The organism is Ornithinimicrobium cavernae (assembly GCF_003121625.1).
Taxonomy (GTDB): Bacteria; Actinomycetota; Actinomycetes; order Actinomycetales; family Dermatophilaceae; genus Ornithinicoccus; species Ornithinicoccus cavernae.
The window spans coordinates 88,171-105,997 of the sequence record NZ_QDDJ01000020.1 but is presented as its reverse complement, the minus strand read 5'-3'; the positions used below and the strand labels follow the sequence as shown (position 1 = coordinate 105,997).

Sequence of the window (17,827 nt, the reverse complement as noted above, 5' to 3'; positions counted from 1 at the left end):
TCAACTGACTCATCCATCAAATTCAAAGAAATCCTTGCCACCAGAACACAACACACACCCACAAAGAATGCACACCATGCCCCAGGACAGGAAAATTGGCATCGATTACTGACACGCTGTTGAGTTCTCAAAGATCGGACACACACCACCCACCACAACCAGTCACAGTGTTTGGGGCAACCTGTTCAGTCTAACTTGTCGGTGTCGCTTGTCCAAATCGGCTTTCTCTCTGTTGAGAGCGCCCTGGCCAGGTCCTTCGACAAGGTTGTCCGCGCGGCGTGGCCGCAGCGGCGAGATGTAACTGTAGCACCAGATGTGCGGGTGGGCCAACTCCGGCCCAACAGCAGGTGTCCGACGGGTCTGTCAGGCGTCATCACTGCAGGTCAGCGGACTGCGGCGGTGCCGCTACCGAGGGGCCCAGACCGTGCTCGAAGGCATAGGCGGCAGCCGCCGTGCGGGAGCCGACCCGCAGCTTGCCGAAGATGTTGCTCAGGTGGCGGGCGACCGTGCGCTCGCTCAGCACCAGCTGGGTCGCGATCTGTCGGTTGCTGTGGCCGGCCGCCACGAGGCGGAGCACCTCCACCTCACGCTCGGTCAGGTGCGCGGCCCCTCCAGCCACGGTTCCGCCCCCAGGACCAGGAGCAGAGGCAGAGCCGAAGCGTGCCCCTGCTCCCCCGGTCCCCTCCCGCGCACTGGGCGCGAACCCTGCGGCGCGGGGTCCCCCACCGAGGGCGCCCAGTGCCGAGTCGACCGCCACCTCGAGGCCCTGCAGCACCGTGGCTGCCTCACGCAGCTCCTGGACCGCGGAGTCCTCGTCCCCGAGCGTCTCCAGGGCACGGGCCAGGACGAGCCTGGAGCGCGCCCCCTCATAGGGGGCGTCGACGGCGAGCCAGAGCTGGATCGCCTTGCGGGCATACGGCAGTGCGGCGGCGGCGTCGCCGCTCGCGAGCTCCACGAGAGCATGCACCTGCGCCGCGGCCGCGGCCACCGGCTCGCAGCCGGTCAGTGCCGCCCGCGAGTCCAGCTCCTCGGCGAGCGTGCGGGCGAGTCCGTCGTCACCGACCCCGATCAGCACCTCGATGACAGCCGGGAGGTGCTGGGTGCGCTGGGCCGGAAGCTGGGTCTCGTCGAGCCAGCGACGGACCGCCGCCGACGCGGCCTCCCGTCTCCCCCGCGCCAACCAGAGCAGAGCGAGACCGGGCTGGGGGTCACAGCCCAGCCCCACCGCATACTGGTAAGCCTCCTCGGCACCCGCCAGGTCCCCGCGCACCCGCAGCAGGTCGCCACGCTCACGCTGGGCGGCACCCGCCGCGCCCCGTTCGCCCTGGCTCAGATAGCGGGTGTGCGCGGCCGCGAACATCTCCAGGGCCCGGTCCCAGTCCCCCTTGAGCGTGAGGACCTGGCCGTGGTGCAGTGCGCAGGCCCCGGCGTAGGCCGCGAGCCCTGGCTGGTCACCGCACCAGGTCACCAGCCCCTCGGTCCACTGGCACAACCGGTCGAGCGCACCGATCTCCTGGCAACCCTCGATCGCCGTGCAGTAGACGACGCCGGCCGTCAGCGGGCTCACGTCGCCGGCCAGCACCCCGGTGACGGCCTCGTCGAGCAGGGTCAGGCCGCCGGCCACGTCTCCGCCGTAGATCGCCAGACGTCCCCGGCACAGCGCGCCCAGCGCGATGAGGTCGGGGTCGCCGTGCCGGAGCCCGACCGCACTGATCTCCTCGGCGAGGGGGCCCATCAGGTCGAACCGCCCCCCGGCCAGGGCCCGGCGCAGCTCGAGCATCGCGACGAGACCGCGCTCCACCGGCACGTCAGGGCTGGTCGCGGCGAGCGAGGTCAGGTGCCGTTGCGCCCGCCCGAGCCAGCCCTGGAACAGGGAGTGCTGGCTGGTGCGGTCGAAGATCGTCGCCAGCAGGAACGCCGTGCGCAGTGCCGCCGAGGCGGCCCCGGCCTGGGTCTGGAGGCGATAGGCCTCCTGCAGGGAGCGGACGGCCGCGTCACTGTGGCCCGTGAGGAACTCGCTGGTCCCCCTGGCGACCAGGTCGGGCGCGGCGACTGACTCGGACACAGCGGCCGGGCCCGGCACCGGCGCGACCTCGTGTCCGCCCGGCCCCGGGTCCTGCCGGGGCCGGCCGTCGGCGCCTCGCGCCCGCGCGAGCCCGTCCGGGTCCATGCTCAGTCCTCCAACCGCAGGCTACTCCGCCCGGGGCAGCAGCGACAGTGTGTCCGCGGGGGCCGCGGACGGGTCGCGGGCGAGGATGCGGCGCGTGAGGTACTCCGCGTCCCGACCGACCCCGTGCAGCAGCATCGAGGAGAAGGCGTACTGGTAGGACAGACCGCAGAAGAACACGCCGTCCACGTCCCGGGCCACGCCGCGGAACTCCCGCGGCCACCCCGACTCGTCCAGCACGGGCAGGTCCAGCCACGAGTAGTCGTGCCGGTAGCCGGTCGCCCAGATGACATTGGCCACCTCGACGACCTTGCCGTCGTCGAGCTGGGGCTGCCCGTCGACCGTGCCCACCACGCGTGCGTGCGACCGCACGACCCCCGCGTCCGCGAGGTCCGCCCGCTTGACCCGCAGCATCGGGCCGCCGTGGGCCAGCACGTGGCCGCGCTGGCGCCGCCCCATCGGCGTCCGCCGCGTGAGCACGTGCCGCTGGGCGACCACCAGCGCGGACAGGACGACCTTGAAGGCCGGGCTGTCCCAGGAGACGGGCACCTGCCCGGGGTCGCGACCGACCAGCGTCGTCGGCCGGGACGCGGCCAGCTCCAGAGCGATGTCGCACCCGGAGTGGGCCGCGCCGACGACCAGCGCCGGGCCGTCCCGCAGCTGCCCCGGCCGGCGGTACTCGCTGGAGTGCAGCTGCAGGATCGCCGGGTCGAGGTCGTCGGCACAGGCCGGGACCGCTGGGGTGCGACCGGACGGGCCGGTGGCGATGACCACGTTGCGACAGTGCACCACCCCGGTCGAGGTCTGGGCGCGGAACCCGGAGCCGTCGCTCCCCAGGTGCCCCACGCGGGTGCCGAGCCGGACCGGCAGAGCCAGCTGCGCGGCATACAGCTCGAGGTAGTCGCCCACCTCGTCCTTGCCGGGGAAGTCCCAGGGCCGCCCCGGGAAGGGCTGGCCCGGCAGGCCGTTCACCCGGTTCGGGGTGAACAGGGTGAGCGAGTCGTACTGGTGACGCCAGTTGTCACCGACGCGGTGGGCGGCGTCGACGACGAGGCAGTCGCGACCGGCGCGGGTGAGCAGGTGCGCGGTGGTCAGGCCGGCCTGCCCCGCACCGATGATCAGGGTGTCTACGGCGCGGTCCGCGCCGGTGGCTGTGGACATGGGGTCCTCCGGTGGTGGGTGCCGGCGTACCGCAGGTAGAGCACCAGCATCACCGCGGACGTGACCGCGTAGAAGCTGTGCAGCACCCAGAGCGGGCCGGCCGGCAGGGAGAAGACGTACAGGCAGTGCACGGCGTTGCCGCCGTTGGCCAGCAGCAGGTTGCCCAGGCTGTAGGACTCCAGGTCACGCGTCAGCAGGGCCTTGACGACCATCGGCAGGGCTGCGCCGACGAAGAAGACGGTCGAGACAAGACCCGCGAGAACTGCGAGACCGGACATGCCTCGACGTTAGGGAGGCGGGGGCACCGGCCGCGTCGGCCGAACTGCCCATCTGTATGCCGCTCGCATGGTCAGTTCTGCCCATGCCGGCCCGTGCGTGGTCGGCTGGGCGGCGTGGTGCGGTGTTCCCGGCCTCGTGGCTCTGCAGAAGGTGTCGTGTGCGACGTGTTGTGCAGAGCCGTGGCGGCGGGCCACACCTTCTGCAGAGCCGCAGGGCCTCGCGGTCAGGGAGTGGTGGTCTGGGTCGGAGCGGGCGGCGTGGCCCTGCCCGTGGCCGTCGCGTCCCCTGTCGGCGCAGGACCGGTCGCGGTGGCCGTGCCGGTGGGCGCCGGCCCTGTCGCGGTGGCCGTGCCCGTGGGCGCAGCACCGGTCGCCGTGCTGGTGGGCGCGGCGCCGGTCGGCTCAGCTGTCGTGGTGGCGCTGTCGCCGTCGGAGCCCGTGACCCGGTGGAAGCCGAGCGCCGTGCCGTCCTCGGCGGTGAGGGTCAGGCCCCGGCCCTCGACGGCATACGTGAGCTCCTGCTGGTCCAGCAGCCCGACCATCAGCGCCTCGATCGCGGCGCCGGTGCCCTCGCACGCGCGCTTGGTGAGCCGGAGCGCACCCAGGCTGACCTGGTCACCGTCGACCTCGAAGGACGCGCTCCCCTGGTTGCAGCCGGTCCGCACCTGGAGCGTGCCGTCGCGGAACGTCAGCCGCGCCGGACCGGGGGCGTCCCCGGCGTCGGTCGCCCCGTCGAGGAAGGACACCCCCAGCGCCCACGTGCCCTCGAGGTCCTCCGCGGACGCCGTGGGTGCGTCGGTCGTCGGGGAAGTGTCACCCGTGGTCGGGCCCGCGTCACCTGTGGTCGGGGCCTCGTCACCGGTGGTGTGTGCCTCGTCGCCGGAGGTGGCCGCCCCGTCCGAGGGTGGCGACCAGCCACCGGGGTCGGTCTCCACCGAGCACGAGCTCAGCAGCAGGGCCGCCCCGAGCGCGACGACGACCGGGAGCCGCAGCCCTGCGGTGCGCCGGGTCCGGGTGTGCCGGAGCTCGGCACGGGCGGGGCGGGCGAGGAGAGTCCGGTTCACAACGGTCCACCCTGCCGTCAGGAGGCGATCCTGTCCAGAGCGACACGGAGGTCGTCCGGATAGGGGCTGTCGAAGGACACGTAGTCGCCGCTGCCCGGGTGCTCGAAGCCCAGCCTGACCGCGTGCAGCCACTGCCGCTGGAGCCCGAGCTCGGCGGCCAGCCGCGGGTCGGCGCCATAGGTCAGGTCGCCGCAGCACGGGTGCCGCAACGCGGAGAAGTGCACCCGGATCTGGTGGGTGCGGCCGGTCTCCAGGTGCACCTGGAGCAGGCTGGCGCGCCGGTGCGCCTCCAGCAGCTCGTAGTGGGTGACCGAGTGCCGACCGTCGTTCCGGACGGCGAAGCGGTAGTCGTGTCCCGGGTGCCGCCCGATCGGTGCCTCGATGGTGCCCTCGTGCGGGTCGGGCAGCCCCTGCACGAGCGTGTGGTAGGTCTTGTCGACGACCCGGTCGCGGAACGCCTGCTTGAGCACGGTGTAGGCCCGCTCGGACTTGGCCACCACCATCAACCCGCTGGTGCCGACGTCGAGGCGCTGCACGATGCCCTGCCGCTCGGGCGCCCCGGAGGTCGAGATGCGGTAGCCCGCCGCGGCGAGTCCCCCGACCACGGTCGGTCCGCTCCACCCGACGCTGGGGTGGGCCGCCACGAAGGCCGGCTTGTCGACGACCACGATCTCGGTGTCGTCGTGCACGATGCGCATGCCCTCGACCGGCTCGGCGCGGACGGTCAGCTCCTCCGGCTCGCGCACCGGCGGGAGCGTGACCTCCACCCAGTCCCCCGCCTGGAGGCGGTCGGACTTGCCGACGGCCCGCCCGGAGATCGTGACGTGCCCCTCGGCCGCCAGGTCGGCGGCACGGCTGCGCGAGAGCCCGAGGAGCCGCGCGAGGCCGGCGTCGACCCGCTCGCCGTCCAACCCGTCGGGCACGTTGACCGTGCGGCTGTCGCTCACCTGTCCCCCCTATTTTTGGGGAGGTTCGGACCGTCCGTCGCGCTTTCTTGGGGAGATTCGGCACGCTCGTCTGCGCCGGCCGGGTCACCCTCCGTCGCGGTTCCCGCCGCGTGGCGCCCCCGCTTGCGCCTCGGCTTCTTCTCCTCGTCCTCGGGCGCGAGGGTGCCGTCCGGGTTGATGCCCCGCAGGGCCAGCAGGCCGATGAGCACGGCCGCGGAGGTGATCCCGATGTCCGCGACGTTGAAGATCGGGAAGTTCGGCAGCATGAGGAAGTCCACGACGTGGCCCTTGCCGAAGCCGGGCTCGCGGGTGAGCCGGTCGATCAGGTTGCCCAGCGCCCCGCCGAGCAGCAGGCCCAACCCGACGGCCCAGGGCAGGCTGCCCAGGCGCCGCGCGTTCCAGATGATGACGATGCAGACGGTGACCGCGAGGATGGTCAGCAACCCGGTGGAGCCGGTGCCCATCGAGAACGCCGCACCCGGGTTGTAGGTCAGGTGGAACTGCAGCAGCTCCCCGATGAACGGTCGCGTGGAACCATCCGACAGCGCGTCCTCGGCGATGTTCTTGGTGACCTGGTCGCTGGCCACCCACACGGCGGCGATGGCCAGGACCAGCCAGAAGAGGGATCGTCGGTGCGGCCGTCTCGGGGAGTCCGTGACGTCATCCCCGGCCTCGGGGGTCAGCGCCGCTCCTGCTTCTGCTTGCATGTCAGACACAGGGTCGCACGAGGGAACGCCTGCAGCCGCATCTTGCCGATGGGGTTGCCGCAGGACTCGCACGTCCCGTAGGTGCCCTCCTCGATCCGCTCCAGCGCGTGCTCGATCTGCTCGAGCAGCTCCTTGGCGTTGTTGGTCAGGGACAGCTCGTGCTCGCGCTCCCAGGTGGCGGCACCGGCGTCGGCCTGGTCGTCGCCGGAGCCCTCGCCGCTGTCGCGCATCAGCTCGGCCAGGTCGGCCTCGGCCTCGTCGACCTCCGCCTGCAGCCGCTCACGGTCGGCCTCCAGCTCGGTGCGGACCTCGGCCAGCTCCGCCGGGGTCCACGGGTCCTCCTGCTCCAGCACGGGCAGGTCGGCCACCTTCTTGGCGGGTTTGCTCACGCGCTTGGCAGGGCTCGCCGTGGTCTTGCCGGCGGCCGATCCCTTGCTCGGGGTGGTCTTGCGCGTCGCGGCCTTCGCCGGCGTGCTGTTCTTGGCGACCACTGCCTTGGCCGTCGTCCTCGTGGCAGCAGCGCCACCCTTGGTTGCCATGCGACCCCTTGCTCTGTTCGTCGTGCGTCACGACACGGTCCCGACCGCTGTTTGATCAGGTGCGCCGAAGGATAGGTGCTCGGGGGTGCGAATGACAACCCTGTAAGTGAACAAAAGTTGACGGGACGGCAGATCGGGGGTACAGACCGACCCCCGCGCCGGCCAACAGGCCGGACACGGGGGTCGGGTTCAGAGCGTCAGGGCGTATGCCGCGTGCTCACCACGGGCGGACCCGGCAGGCTCGCCGCTGGGTCACCGTGCTCACCGGAGCAGGACGGCTGGCTCGCCACGGCGGTGCGGGCGGGCCTGCGCGGTCACTGCTGGCGGTCGTCGATGCCGTCGCCGTCGCGGTCCAAGAAGCCGATCTGCTCGTTGAGGTAACCGCGCAGCGTGGTGCGGTAGTCACCCTCGAAGGTCCGCAGCTCCTCGATCTTGGTGTTGAGCCCGGCGCGCTTGGTCTCCAGGTCCGCCAGGATGGTGGAGCGCTTGGTCTCCGCCTCGCCGACCATCGCGTCACGCTTGTCGGTGCCCTCGGTGACCAGGCGGTCGTGCTCGGCCTGACCGGTCTGGACGAGCTCGTCGTGGCGGGCCTGACCGGTGTTGACCAGCTTGTCGTGCTCGGCCTGACCGGTCTCGATGAGCTCGTCGTGCTTCTGCTGACCGTCGCGGATCAGGGTGCTGGCCTTCTCGTCGGCCTCGGTGACGACCTTCTCGCGATACTCATCACCCTCGGTGATCAGGCGCGCCTTGGTCTCCTCGCCCTCGGCGACGTGCTGGTCGTGCAGGCGCTGGGCCAGCTCGATGATCTTGGTGGAGTCCTCGGCGCGGGCACCGGTCCCGACGGCGGTCGCACCGCCGGCAGCGGCCGCGACGCCCACGGCAGCGGCGTCGGCGCCCTCACCCTCGGCTGCGGCCGGAGCAGCAGGCGCGGCCGCGGCAGCCTCCTCGGCCTCAGCGAGCTGGGCCCGCAGCTCCGCCAGGCGGGCCTCGGCCTCCTCGGCCTCGGTCCGGGTGGTCTCGACGCGCTGCTGCAGCTCCTTGAGCTCGCCGGACAGGCTGCCCTCGAGCTCCTCGTCGGCCTGGGCGGCCTTCTCCTTGGCTGCGGCGACGCGGCGCTCGGCCTCGGTCTCGGCCTGCTCGACCTCGGCCTTGCGGCTGTCCAGCTGCTGGGACAGCGCCTCGAGCTCGGCGACGAGCTCCTCACGCTCCTTGCGCACCTGGGCGAGCTGCACCTCGTCAGGACTGCCACCACCTGCCACGGCGACGCCTGCACCCTCGGAGGTTCCGTCATACTGCCCGGACCGGCACTCCTCCAGCTGGGCGGCCAGCTCGTCCTGCTCGGCGATCAACCGGCGGAGCTCGACGACCACCTCGTCCAGGAAGTCGTCGACCTGGGTCTCGTCGTAGCCCCGACGCAGGTGGGTCGCGCTGAAGCTCTTCTTGATGACGTCCTCGGGGGACAACGCCATGGGTTCACCTCGCTCTGGAGATCCGCACAGGCTCCTGCCGCGCCTCATGGCGAGCGGGGCCCACGTGGCACTGGCTCAACTGCTCATTGCAGGGTTCACCATAGCCCAACGGGCACCACCCGCCCCACCGCGTGGCGGGGTCCGACAGGGCTCAGATCGGCAGCATCCTGACTACCCCGCGACCGATGCTCACCGCGAGGATCAGGACGAGGAAGGCGAGGTCCAGGGCGACGCCCCCCAGGCGCAGCGGGGGGATGAACTGGCGCAGGAAGCGGATGGGCGGGTCGGTGAGGCTGTAGACCACCTCGGCCAGGATCAGCAGGACGCCGGAGGGCCGCCAGTCGCGGGAGAAGACCTGCACCCAGTCCAGGATCAGCCGCAGGATCAGGACGAGGAAGTAGGCGGACAGCAGCCAGTAGAGGATGGTCGCGATCATCGGGCAGCGGTCCTGTTCGTCACGGGGTCAATCCTAGGTGGCGGGGAACGGCGAGACGCCGCCGACCGTGCAGGTCGGCGGCGCCGGGGCGGTATGCCGTGTGGTCAGCTCTGGTTGAACAGTGCCTGCTTGGGGGCGTCGGGCTCGGGGCCCTCGACCTCCACGTGCGACGGCGACAACAGGAAGACCTTGCTGGTGACGCGCTCGATGGAGCCGTGCAGCCCGAACGCCAGGCCGGCGGCGAAGTCGACCAGGCGCTTGGCGTCCGAGTCGTCCATGTCCGAGAGGTTCATGATCACCGGGATGCCCTCGCGGAAGGCCTCGCCGATGTTCTTGGCCTCGTTGTAGGTGCGCGGGTGGATCGTGGTGATGCGGTTCATCGGGTCAACCTCCGCCTCGCGGACGACGCGCGCGACGGGCGTGCGCTGCTGCTCCTGAGCGTTGTGGCGCGTGGGCAGCTGAGTCACCTCGGCCCCGCGGGGACGCTCGGGCTCGGGTGCCGCGCGGGTGTCCCGCTCCGGCGCGCGCTCGGGCTCGTCGTAGTCGTAGTCGTCGTAGCGCTCATCGGCCTCGGAGAGTCCGAGGTACTCCATGGTCTTGCGCAGCGCCCCAGCCATGTGTGCGAGCTCCTTGGTGCGTCCGTCTGTGGTCGATAACGAAACTACCGCTGGACAGGCCGGGAACCGAGGATTGCCGTGCCGACACGCAGGTGTGTCGCGCCGGCGCTCACGGCGAGCTCCAGGTCGCCACTCATGCCCGCGGACAACGTGGTGGCCCCCGGGTGCGCCTCTCGCACGTGTGCGGACAGGTCCGCGAGGCGCCCGAACGCCGCGGTCGTACCCGCCTCGTCCAGCCCCAGCGGCGCCACCGCCATCAGCCCCTTGAGACGGAGGTGCTCCGTCTCGGCCACCTGGTCCGCGAGCGTGCTCACGTCCGCGGGGAGGATGCCGCCACGCCCCGCGTCCTCGCCCTCACCGAGGTCGACCTGGAGCAGGACGTCCAGCGTGGCCTCTCCCCCGGCCGCACCCGCCCTGTTGGCCACCGCGCGGTCCAGGGCCCCGACCAACCTGGGCCGGTCCACGGACTGGACGCAGTCGGCATACGCCGCGACGTTCCGGGCCTTGTTGGTCTGCAGCTGGCCGATGAAGTGCACCGTGAGCGCCGCCCTCGTCACCGGATCGAGCTCGGCGATCTTGGCGCCGGCCTCCTGGTCACGGTTCTCCCCGATGTCGGTGACGCCGAGGTCGACCAGGTGGGCCAGATCGGTGACCGGGTGGAACTTGGTGACGACGACGAGCGTGACCTCGTCCGCGTCACGACCGGCAGCAGTGCACGCGCGCTCGATCCGGCCACGCACCGCCGCCAGGTTCGTCTCGATCTCCTCACGCCGGGTCATGGGGCGAGGCTACCCGTCGCCCTCCCCCCGACCGAGCGCGTGGGGACCCGAGCGAACAGCCCACCGAGCGGACGGATCATGACGTTCTGGCTCTCGCTGCCAGGCTTCCTGACTGCTCTCGCCATGCTCATCACGGCTCTGGTCGGCGCCGGGCTCCTCCGGGGCATCGACCGGGCGGACACCGCGGCCCCGCCTCAGGGCGTGGCCACACCACAGGTCGCGCCGGACCCCGACCAGCCCACGACCTCCCCCGTCGTGCCCGGGCCGTCGTCGCCGGACCCGCCCTCGCCTGGCAGCGGGACCGACGATGCGCCGGGCTCGTCAGATCGACCGGCGCCAGAGGGACAGAACGAGCCAACGGGAGGCACGGACCCCTTCGAGGGTGCCATGACCTTCTCGGACACCATCAGCCCCGGGTTCGGGGTGGACCTGGACCGCGGGGCTGTCCCGCTCGAGGGCTACGACGTCACCGGCCTCGACCTCACCCTCACTGCCGCTGGCCTGGATCTCAGCCACGCCTCCGCCGCCGCTCTGGCGCCGGGGGCGACCCACCCCGACGACTGCCTCGAGGCGCTGGCGGTCCGCAGCGACCCCCTGGTGACCGTGGGCCAGCTCAGCGTCGGGCCGGTCCTGCTGTGCGTGGAGAGCAGCGCCAACACGGTCCTGGTGCAGGCGACCTATGTCCAGGTGCCGGGGAGCGAGCTCGTCGACCTGGTCTACGCCTACGCCTCTCCTTGACCCCGGACCGCGCGTACGCGGGCTCTGCCCACGGTCCGGGGCCTGGCTTGCGTACGATCGGGGCAAATGAGCCACGACAGTGTGATGGAGAGGACCGGGCCGGCCGTCGAGGCCACCCGCCTGGCCGAGGTGATGCAGGAGTGGGGCACGAGGCACCCGTACTCCACGCTGGACATCTTCCTGGGCAGGTCCGTCGAGGACGTGCGCACGGAGGACCCACGCCCGGGGGTCTGCTTCACTCTGAACACCGGGTTCGCCGCCCACCTCAGGAGCACTGGCACCGCTACGTCGATCCACCTCGCCGGGGTGCAGGACCACGACAGTCCGGACAAGCCGGACGTCGGCAGTCACCTGACGGTCGTCACGGAGCTGGACGGCGTGCGGCACCTCACCGACGTCGGGTTGGGCTGCGGGCCCCTGCGACCGATCCCGCTGCGTGCAGGGACGCACGCCTTCAGCGGTTTTGATTTTCGCCTGACCACCCTCGAACGGGACGGGCAACGGTGGTGGCGCCTCGGCATACCCGATGCCCTGAGCCGTGCCTTCACCGCGATGGAGTTCTGCGACCTGCCCGACGCCCCTCGTGCGCAGGCGCGTGCGGGCCACTTCCTGTCGGCCGCGACCAGTCCTCTGCGTGACGTGCTGCTCATCCAGGGCTGGGACGCGGGACGGCTCGTCACGGCCTACGGCTCCACGGTCTCGGTGCGGTCGAGCGAGGGCACCACCTGTCGCAGGACCTTCAGCGACCGGGACGACTGGCAGACAGCAGTGCAGGCCTGGTTCCCCGGCACGTTCGCTGACGAGGACCTGGTGGCGGCCTGGGCGCGACTGGAAGGGCTGCGTCAATGACAGTCAGCGGGCGGGGCCTTCGCACGCAGCCGCGCCAGGACCGGGCGCGGGCCACTGTCGCGCGGATCAAGACCGCCGCTCTTGAGCTGATCCGCGAAGCGGGCGTTGAGAGGTTCACGACCAACCACGTTGCCGACCGGGCCGGGGTGAACATCTCGACGCTCTACCGCTACTTCCCGGACAAGTCCCACCTGCTGCACGCCTTGATGAAGGACTTTGAGAGCGACCGCGTCGCCTTCTTCGTCGGGCACCTGCCTGCCCTCACCCAACGAGAGTCCTGGCCGGTCTGGGTCGCTGAGGTGGTTGAGGGTCTGGCACGGATCCGACGCCAGCAGGTGGGCGGTGTCGCGATCCGACGGGTGATCTCGGCCTTCCCTGAGCTGCACGCGCTGGACCGGCAGTCGAGCGACCAGACAGCTGCCGAGCTGGCTCGGGCTCTCAGGACGGTCTCCCCTGACCTGGATGAGCAGGTTGCCGGGGCCATGGCGAGCGTGGTGATCGCCAACCTCACGCACCTGCTCGACATGGCCTTCGAGCAGGATGACCACGGCGACCCGCTCATCCTGCGGGAGGCGGTCCGGGTGCTGTCGTCCTACACACCCTGACCGCCCCGCGCGATCAGCGGACCGTGTGGTCTTCGGCCTCGGCCTCCGCGCCCTCGGCCGACCCGAACTGCCGGTCGTAGTAGTCGCCCAGCAGCGAGCGCAGCACCTCCGTGCGAGGCATCCGCCGCGGCGAGAGGTAGTAGAGCCCGATGCCCAGCGCGATCCAGCCGATGAAGATGAGGTACTCGAAGGGCCAGCGCAGGGCCAGTGGACTGGTGGGGATGAGCGCCGCGAACACCATGACGACCGACGCGAGCCCACCCACGGCGGGCAGCAGCACCGTCCAGGAGCGGCTCGGCTCCGGACCGAGCCCACCCTGGCTGCGCAGCCGGTAGTAGACCCAGACGGTCACCGCCCACACCACGGCGATGAACACGCCGATGGTGTTGAGGAACCACACCAGCGCCCCCGGACCGAGCAGGCCGAGCACCAGGCCGATCGCCGTGGTGAACAGCAGCGCGTTGCGGGGGGTGCCGGTCCGGGCGTCCAGCCGGTGCAGCACCGGCGGCAGCAGCTCGATGCGGGCCAGGGCGAACATCAGCCGCGAGGAGGCGGAGAACACGGCGATGAAGGTGGTGATGATGCCGAGCGCGCCGATGACGAACGCCCCCGTGGACAGCAGCGGCATGCCCGCCACCTCGAAGGCCTCGATCGTGCCGTTCGTCATGCCGGCCACCTGCTCCCACGGCAGCACCCACGCCGTCGCGAGAAGCACGATCGTGTAGAAGGCACCCGCCAGGACGACCGACAGCACGACGATCTGACCGATCCGCTTGGCGCTGGCACGCGCCTCCTCGGCCAGGATCGCCACGACGCCGAAGCCAGTGAGGAAGGAGAACGCCGGCAGCACGAAGCTCAGGGTGCTGACGACAGGGGAGGTTCCGGAGCCGCTGTCGAACATCGGCCAGAAGTTGTCGAAGCTGCCGCGGACGAAGCCGGCGGCGGCCACCGCGACACCGAACACGACCATGATCGTGAACAGGGCCAGCTGCGCCCGCGAGCTGAACTCCGCGCCGTACCAGTTCATCGCCAGCACGACGAGCGTGAGGGCAAAGCCGATCGCGATGATCGGGAGATAGATCGTCTCGCCACCCACGGCATACAGGGGGACGGAGTTCAGCTCCGGCCACACCGCGCTCAGCAGTCGACCCGTCGCAGTGACATAGAAGGCGACCATGCTGGCGTAGGCGCCGATGAGCAGCCAGCCCACGATGAAGCCCAGGAAGCTGTTCCCGGCCACGACGGCGTACACCACCTCACCGCCGGCACGCGGTAACCGGTTGGCCAGCGCGCTGTAGGCGAGCGCCACGAAGGCCGCCAGGGCGGTGGCGATGACGAAGCCGAGGATCGTGCCGCCCGCACCGAAGTCGGCGAAGAAGGCGCTGCCGAGGTAGAGCCAGCTGGAGCCGATGACGCCGGCGGCGCCGATGGCGATCAGGGCGGGAGTACTGATGGTCTTGCGAAGTTCGCTCATGCGCGGGTTCCTGCATCTGTCAGGCCGTCAGCGGCGACGGCACGGAGGGCGTTCTTGTCGACCTTGCCCACGGGTAGGAGGGGCAGTTCGTCCAGGAAGACGAAGCCCTTGGGGATCTTGAAGTTGGCCAGCCGCTCACGGCACCACTCCCGGAGGGACTGCTCGTCCAGCGGCGAAGCCGGTCGGCGCTGGACGAAGGCGACGCCGACCTCGTGGTACTCCGGGTCGGGGCGGGGCACGACGGCGCACATCTGGGTGTCCGGGTGGGACTCGATGACGGCCTCGATCTCGCGGGGGTAGATGTTGTAGCCACCCGACTTGAACATCTCCTTGGTCCGGCCGACGAGGACGAGGTTGCCGTCCTCACGCAGGTGCCCGACATCGCCCGTGCGCAGCCAGCCGTCCGCAGTGAAGGCCTCAGCGGTTGCGTCAGGGCGGTTCAGGTAGCCGGCCATCACCGTGTCGTGCCGCACGCAGATCTCACCGCTGCCGGTTGTGGTCCACTCACCGGCATCGTCGAGGATCCGCACGTTCATGCCGGGGTCAGGTGCACCGACGGTGTGCAGCAGCACCTCGTCGGAGGCGCCCGGGGAGGAGTAGGTCACCGAGGAGGTCGCCTCGGTGAGCCCGTAGGTGGACACCAGACGACAGCCCGCGTCGCGGTAACGCCGCAGCGACTCGGCCGGCAGGGGGGACCCACCCCAGGCGACCACCTGCAGGGAGCTCAGGTCGGCGGACCCGAAGTCGGGATGACTGGCCAGCCGCTGAAGCTGCGTCGGGATCTGGAAGAGCGTCGTGATCCGGTGCTCCGCGATGTCGGCCAGCAGTTCGTCGACGTCGAAGCCCTCGCGCAGGAGCAGCGTGCCCCCGGCGACGAGGGGGACACTGACCAGGTCGCCGACGCTGGCGATGTGGTTGACCGGCAGGTTGCAGATCATCACCGGTGCCTCGACGGCCCACGCGTCCGCCTCGACGTGGCCGAGGCGGACGAGCCCGGAGTGTCGCAGGAGCGCACCCTTGGGCGCCCCGGTCGTGCCCGAGGTGTAGACGATCAGGGCGGGGTCGGCGGGGTCGACCGCCTGCCGTCGGGTCCGGAGCTCGGAGTCGTCAGCTCCCGCACCCGCGGCGTTGAACGCCTCGAGATCCTCCCGGCTCCGCAGGGCGACAGCCGGCGTGGCCCCGTTGTCCGCCAGGGCCTCCGCCAGAGGGCTTCCGGCATCGCCCTCCATCGTGCTGAGGACCACCCGGGGAGCGGAGTCCCCGATGACGAAAGACAGCTCACGCGAGCTGTAGCGCGGGTTGAGTCCCTGCCAGACAGCACCGATGCTGGCCGTCGCGAGGAAGGAGATGACGAACACCGGGCCGGGGGTCGCCATGAGCGCCACTCGGTCTCCCCGCTGCACGCCGGCGGCCAGCAGGGCCCTGGCGTGCCGGTCCACCTCGTCGCGGAGCTCCCGGTAGGTCAGGTTCCAGTCGTGCGAGATCAGGGCCGTCCTGTCCGGGCTGGCCTCGGCGTGCCGGACGACGTAGTCACTGATCCGCTGCCGGTGCGCGTCCGCCGTGTCTAGCGCCGTCACGCCTCGGCCTTGCCATCGACGATCATGTAGAGCCAGCGGGCGACCATCGCGGTCTCGCCGGTGCTCTCCATCTCCAGCTCGCAGTCCAGGGTCACGAGCAGCCGGGTGGGGCTCTTGTGCACGACGTCCACCACCGTGCGGGTGAGCCGCACCCTGTCGCCGACGAAGACCGGCTTGGTGAAGCGCACCCGATCCAGGCCGTAGTTGAACCCATAGCCGCCCGGGATCCGGAAGAGCTGCGAGGCGAAGTCGAAGTAGACCAGCAGGCTGAGCATGAGGAAGCCGTCGACCAGGGTCGGCCCCATGGCGTGGTTGCGACTCGGCGTCAGGTCGACCCGGTCGGGTTCCAGGTAGCTGGCGCGGGCGAAGTCCTTGAGGTGGGACTCGTCGATCTGGAGCCACTCCGAGGTCTCTGATCGGCCGGTCAGGTCCTGCATGTGGTCAAGGGTCTGGTCAGTGGTCAAGGCACTCCTCCAAAGTCAAGTAGATACTTGACTACGGAGTCTTACCCGCGATCTGTGACGTGTCAAGGGGCGGAGCCCCCCACGGCCTGAGCAGCAAGCATCAATGTTAGTTTGACAGTCCCCTAGAGAGCGTTATGTCACCGGGTGCTCTCACACGCACCCTCCCCTGAGCAGGAAGTGAGCAGTCGTGCAGCCTGTCGCGATCGGACCCGAACACCAGCGCGCCCTGGAAGGGCTGGCCCAGTTCCCCCTCCTCGACGCCATCCATGGGCGCCGCTCCCGCCGGTTCCCTCTCGGTGGCCACGTACCGGCCGGGCCGTTGGCCTACAAGAGCAGGCACGAGCCGATGCCACTGAGCGACCTGGAGCGGGCCATCGTGCTGGCCACCACCACGGGAGTTACCGGGTGGCACCACGGCATCACCCACCATCCGGGGTACGCACCAGCGCTACCGAACTACAGCGGCGGGGCCGGTGGCAGGACCTTCCCCTCCGCGGCAGGGTTCGAGATCGTCGAGTTCTTCTTCACCGACGAGTCCGGCACCTACTTCCTGCCGACCCGCGACGCCCACCCCGAGGTGGATTTCGTCGAGGGCGAGGGATTCACCGAGCAACGGCTCAACGCCGTGCTCAACCGGGCCACCCAGCTGTCCGACGAGCGCATCTGGATCCCGCGCGAGGAGCCCTACCTTGAGGGTCACAACACCTGGATCGCCAACCACCCCGGGTCACTCCTCGTGATCCCGGTCGCCGACATTGCCCAGCACCTCCTGGCGAACCTGGCCTTCTTCATCCAGAACGGCTACGGCATCTATGACGACATCAACGGTCGCGAGATCCCCGGCCAGGACAGGTTCACCGACCTCCTGCGCCATGCCGAACCGTTCCCGCTGTCGTTCGTCGAGCAGTACTCGATCACCGAGGCCAGCGCCGAGCTGATGACCTCCACCTACAACGGACACCTGGTGCTGGGCGGCATGGGGCTCGGCGGCTGGTCGTTCGACGGCATCGACCGACTCACGATGCTGGGCGCTTCGGGCAACCCGGAGGTGCCGGGGCTGGGCTTCCTCCGCTACGACGAGGACGAGCGCTGGCCCTTCGCGAACGCCACCGGGCGCGAGGGCGTCTTCGAGGCCTACTGCCGCCCCCACTTCCCCTCGATGGGCGAGGCCGTCGAGGCCTTCACCGAGCGCAAGTTCGGCCCAGGAGGCCCGTTCCACCCGGACACACCCGGCCCATGGGCGGACAGCAGGAGCGTGCGCTCCCAGGCCGCTCCGCACACGCAGCAGTTCAAGGACCTGCTCACCCTGCAGGCCACGTACATCGACGAGACCTTCGGCAAGTTCCCCGGCACGGTGCCCACGGTGTGGATCATGAACTACCTGCAGGCCCAGCACATCGACCTGGACTACTACGACACGGTGCTGACCGACAAGGGCTACCTGTCAACTCACCGCACGCACCACGACCTCTGGCACTAGGACGCTCGGCGCGGCCCTGTTCAGGTCGTGTGCAACTCAGTTGAGGACGTTGACCCCGTCGCTCATGTAGATGAACACCCGGCGGAACAGGCCGTCCTCCAGGTAGAAGAAGTTGGCGTTCGTGAGGGAGATGTCGGTGCCCTCGTTGTCGGTCAGCTCGACGCTGAACTGGCTGGCCACCCGGTTGTTCTCCGGGTCGGCGACGTGCCGGAAGTGGATGTGCCGCATGTGATTCCGGTAGTTCTCGAAGAGCTCGACATACATCTGCCGGATCCCCGAGTCGCGCCCCTCGTGCGGTGAGTGGGCCGACTGGATGGTCACGATGGCGTCCTCGTGGAAGCAGGACAGCACGGCGTCGAGGTCGTTGCGGTCGACGGCGGCGAAGTAGTACTCGACCATGTCGATCAGGTAGCCGGAGGTGATCGCGCCCGTCGCGGTGGTGGGCAGGATGGGAGTGCTCATGGTGCTCCTTCGGG

The 17,827-nt window shown here is 70.3% G+C and carries 19 protein-coding genes; 4 read left to right on the top strand and 15 right to left on the bottom strand.

Annotated features, from left to right (window positions below; all coding sequences use genetic code 11):
* Positions 1-373 precede the first annotated feature (373 nt).
* From DA085_RS21440 to DA085_RS19675, 11 genes are all read right to left on the bottom strand, one after another.
* Positions 374-2,170, bottom strand: coding sequence for a helix-turn-helix transcriptional regulator (locus DA085_RS21440; protein ID WP_202619336.1), 1,797 nt, complete (start codon positions 2,168-2,170; stop codon positions 374-376).
* A gap of 21 nt (positions 2,171-2,191) precedes the next feature.
* Positions 2,192-3,328, bottom strand: coding sequence for a flavin-containing monooxygenase (locus tag DA085_RS19720; RefSeq protein WP_109474707.1), 1,137 nt, complete (start codon positions 3,326-3,328; stop codon positions 2,192-2,194).
* Positions 3,295-3,606 (bottom strand): hypothetical protein, encoded by a 312-nt coding sequence (locus DA085_RS19715; protein ID WP_109474706.1) that lies wholly within the window; start codon positions 3,604-3,606, stop codon positions 3,295-3,297. The genes DA085_RS19720 and DA085_RS19715 overlap by 34 nt, the downstream gene beginning before the upstream one ends.
* Positions 3,607-3,830: 224 nt before the next feature.
* On the bottom strand, positions 3,831-4,670 hold the full coding sequence (locus DA085_RS19710) for an META domain-containing protein (RefSeq protein WP_109474705.1): 840 nt from the start codon (positions 4,668-4,670) through the stop codon (positions 3,831-3,833).
* A gap of 17 nt (positions 4,671-4,687) precedes the next feature.
* Positions 4,688-5,617 carry an RluA family pseudouridine synthase gene (locus DA085_RS19705; protein ID WP_109474704.1) on the bottom strand — a complete coding sequence of 310 codons (930 nt, stop codon included), beginning with the start codon at positions 5,615-5,617 and terminating at the stop codon, positions 4,688-4,690.
* Positions 5,614-6,324, bottom strand: a complete 711-nt coding sequence (lspA, locus tag DA085_RS19700) for a signal peptidase II (RefSeq protein ID WP_109474703.1) — start codon at positions 6,322-6,324, stop codon at positions 5,614-5,616. Before lspA ends, DA085_RS19705 begins: the two co-directional genes overlap by 4 nt.
* Positions 6,297-6,863 carry a TraR/DksA C4-type zinc finger protein gene (locus DA085_RS19695; protein ID WP_109474702.1) on the bottom strand — a complete coding sequence of 189 codons (567 nt, stop codon included), beginning with the start codon at positions 6,861-6,863 and terminating at the stop codon, positions 6,297-6,299. The genes lspA and DA085_RS19695 overlap by 28 nt, the downstream gene beginning before the upstream one ends.
* 314 nt (positions 6,864-7,177) lie before the next feature.
* A complete protein-coding gene (locus DA085_RS19690; protein ID WP_161958587.1) occupies positions 7,178-8,332 on the bottom strand; it encodes a DivIVA domain-containing protein in 1,155 nt (384 codons plus the stop codon).
* A gap of 151 nt (positions 8,333-8,483) precedes the next feature.
* On the bottom strand, positions 8,484-8,768 hold the full coding sequence (locus tag DA085_RS19685; RefSeq protein WP_109474700.1) for a YggT family protein: 285 nt from the start codon (positions 8,766-8,768) through the stop codon (positions 8,484-8,486).
* A 104-nt stretch (positions 8,769-8,872) separates the two neighbouring features.
* Positions 8,873-9,385: a cell division protein SepF gene (locus DA085_RS19680; protein WP_109474699.1), complete on the bottom strand. Its 513-nt coding sequence runs from the start codon at positions 9,383-9,385 to the stop codon at positions 8,873-8,875.
* A 44-nt stretch (positions 9,386-9,429) separates the two neighbouring features.
* The gene (locus tag DA085_RS19675; RefSeq protein WP_109474698.1) at positions 9,430-10,164 is read right to left on the bottom strand and encodes a YggS family pyridoxal phosphate-dependent enzyme; all 735 of its coding nucleotides are present in this window, start codon (positions 10,162-10,164) and stop codon (positions 9,430-9,432) included.
* Between the two features lie 78 nt (positions 10,165-10,242).
* Here DA085_RS19675 and DA085_RS19670 point away from each other — a divergent pair, with 78 nt between their 5' ends.
* From DA085_RS19670 to DA085_RS19660, 3 genes are all read left to right on the top strand, one after another.
* On the top strand, positions 10,243-10,902 hold the full coding sequence (locus tag DA085_RS19670) for a hypothetical protein (RefSeq protein ID WP_109474697.1): 660 nt from the start codon (positions 10,243-10,245) through the stop codon (positions 10,900-10,902).
* A gap of 66 nt (positions 10,903-10,968) precedes the next feature.
* Complete coding sequence (locus DA085_RS19665; RefSeq protein WP_109474696.1) at positions 10,969-11,751, top strand: arylamine N-acetyltransferase; 783 nt, start codon at positions 10,969-10,971, stop codon at positions 11,749-11,751.
* A complete protein-coding gene (locus DA085_RS19660; RefSeq protein WP_109474695.1) occupies positions 11,748-12,356 on the top strand; it encodes a TetR/AcrR family transcriptional regulator in 609 nt (202 codons plus the stop codon). Before DA085_RS19665 ends, DA085_RS19660 begins: the two co-directional genes overlap by 4 nt.
* Before the next feature lie 13 nt (positions 12,357-12,369).
* On the opposite strand, the gene DA085_RS19655 is transcribed toward DA085_RS19660, so the two are convergent.
* Genes DA085_RS19655 through DA085_RS21065 form a run of 3 tightly spaced genes read right to left on the bottom strand, consistent with a single transcriptional unit; the run spans position 12,370 to position 15,871 of the window.
* The gene (locus tag DA085_RS19655) at positions 12,370-13,830 is read right to left on the bottom strand and encodes an APC family permease (protein WP_109474694.1); all 1,461 of its coding nucleotides are present in this window, start codon (positions 13,828-13,830) and stop codon (positions 12,370-12,372) included.
* Positions 13,827-15,407: a class I adenylate-forming enzyme family protein gene (locus DA085_RS19650; RefSeq protein ID WP_161958586.1), complete on the bottom strand. Its 1,581-nt coding sequence runs from the start codon at positions 15,405-15,407 to the stop codon at positions 13,827-13,829. The genes DA085_RS19655 and DA085_RS19650 overlap by 4 nt, the downstream gene beginning before the upstream one ends.
* Positions 15,404-15,871: a hotdog family protein gene (locus DA085_RS21065; protein WP_154402265.1), complete on the bottom strand. Its 468-nt coding sequence runs from the start codon at positions 15,869-15,871 to the stop codon at positions 15,404-15,406. The genes DA085_RS19650 and DA085_RS21065 overlap by 4 nt, the downstream gene beginning before the upstream one ends.
* A gap of 187 nt (positions 15,872-16,058) precedes the next feature.
* Here DA085_RS21065 and DA085_RS19645 point away from each other — a divergent pair, with 187 nt between their 5' ends.
* On the top strand, positions 16,059-17,351 hold the full coding sequence (locus DA085_RS19645; RefSeq protein ID WP_202619335.1) for a hypothetical protein: 1,293 nt from the start codon (positions 16,059-16,061) through the stop codon (positions 17,349-17,351).
* Positions 17,352-17,387: 36 nt separating this feature from the next.
* On the opposite strand, the gene DA085_RS19640 is transcribed toward DA085_RS19645, so the two are convergent.
* Entirely contained in the window at positions 17,388-17,813 is a 426-nt protein-coding gene (locus DA085_RS19640) for a nuclear transport factor 2 family protein (protein WP_161958585.1), read from the bottom strand.
* Between the last annotated feature and the right edge of the window lie 14 nt (positions 17,814-17,827).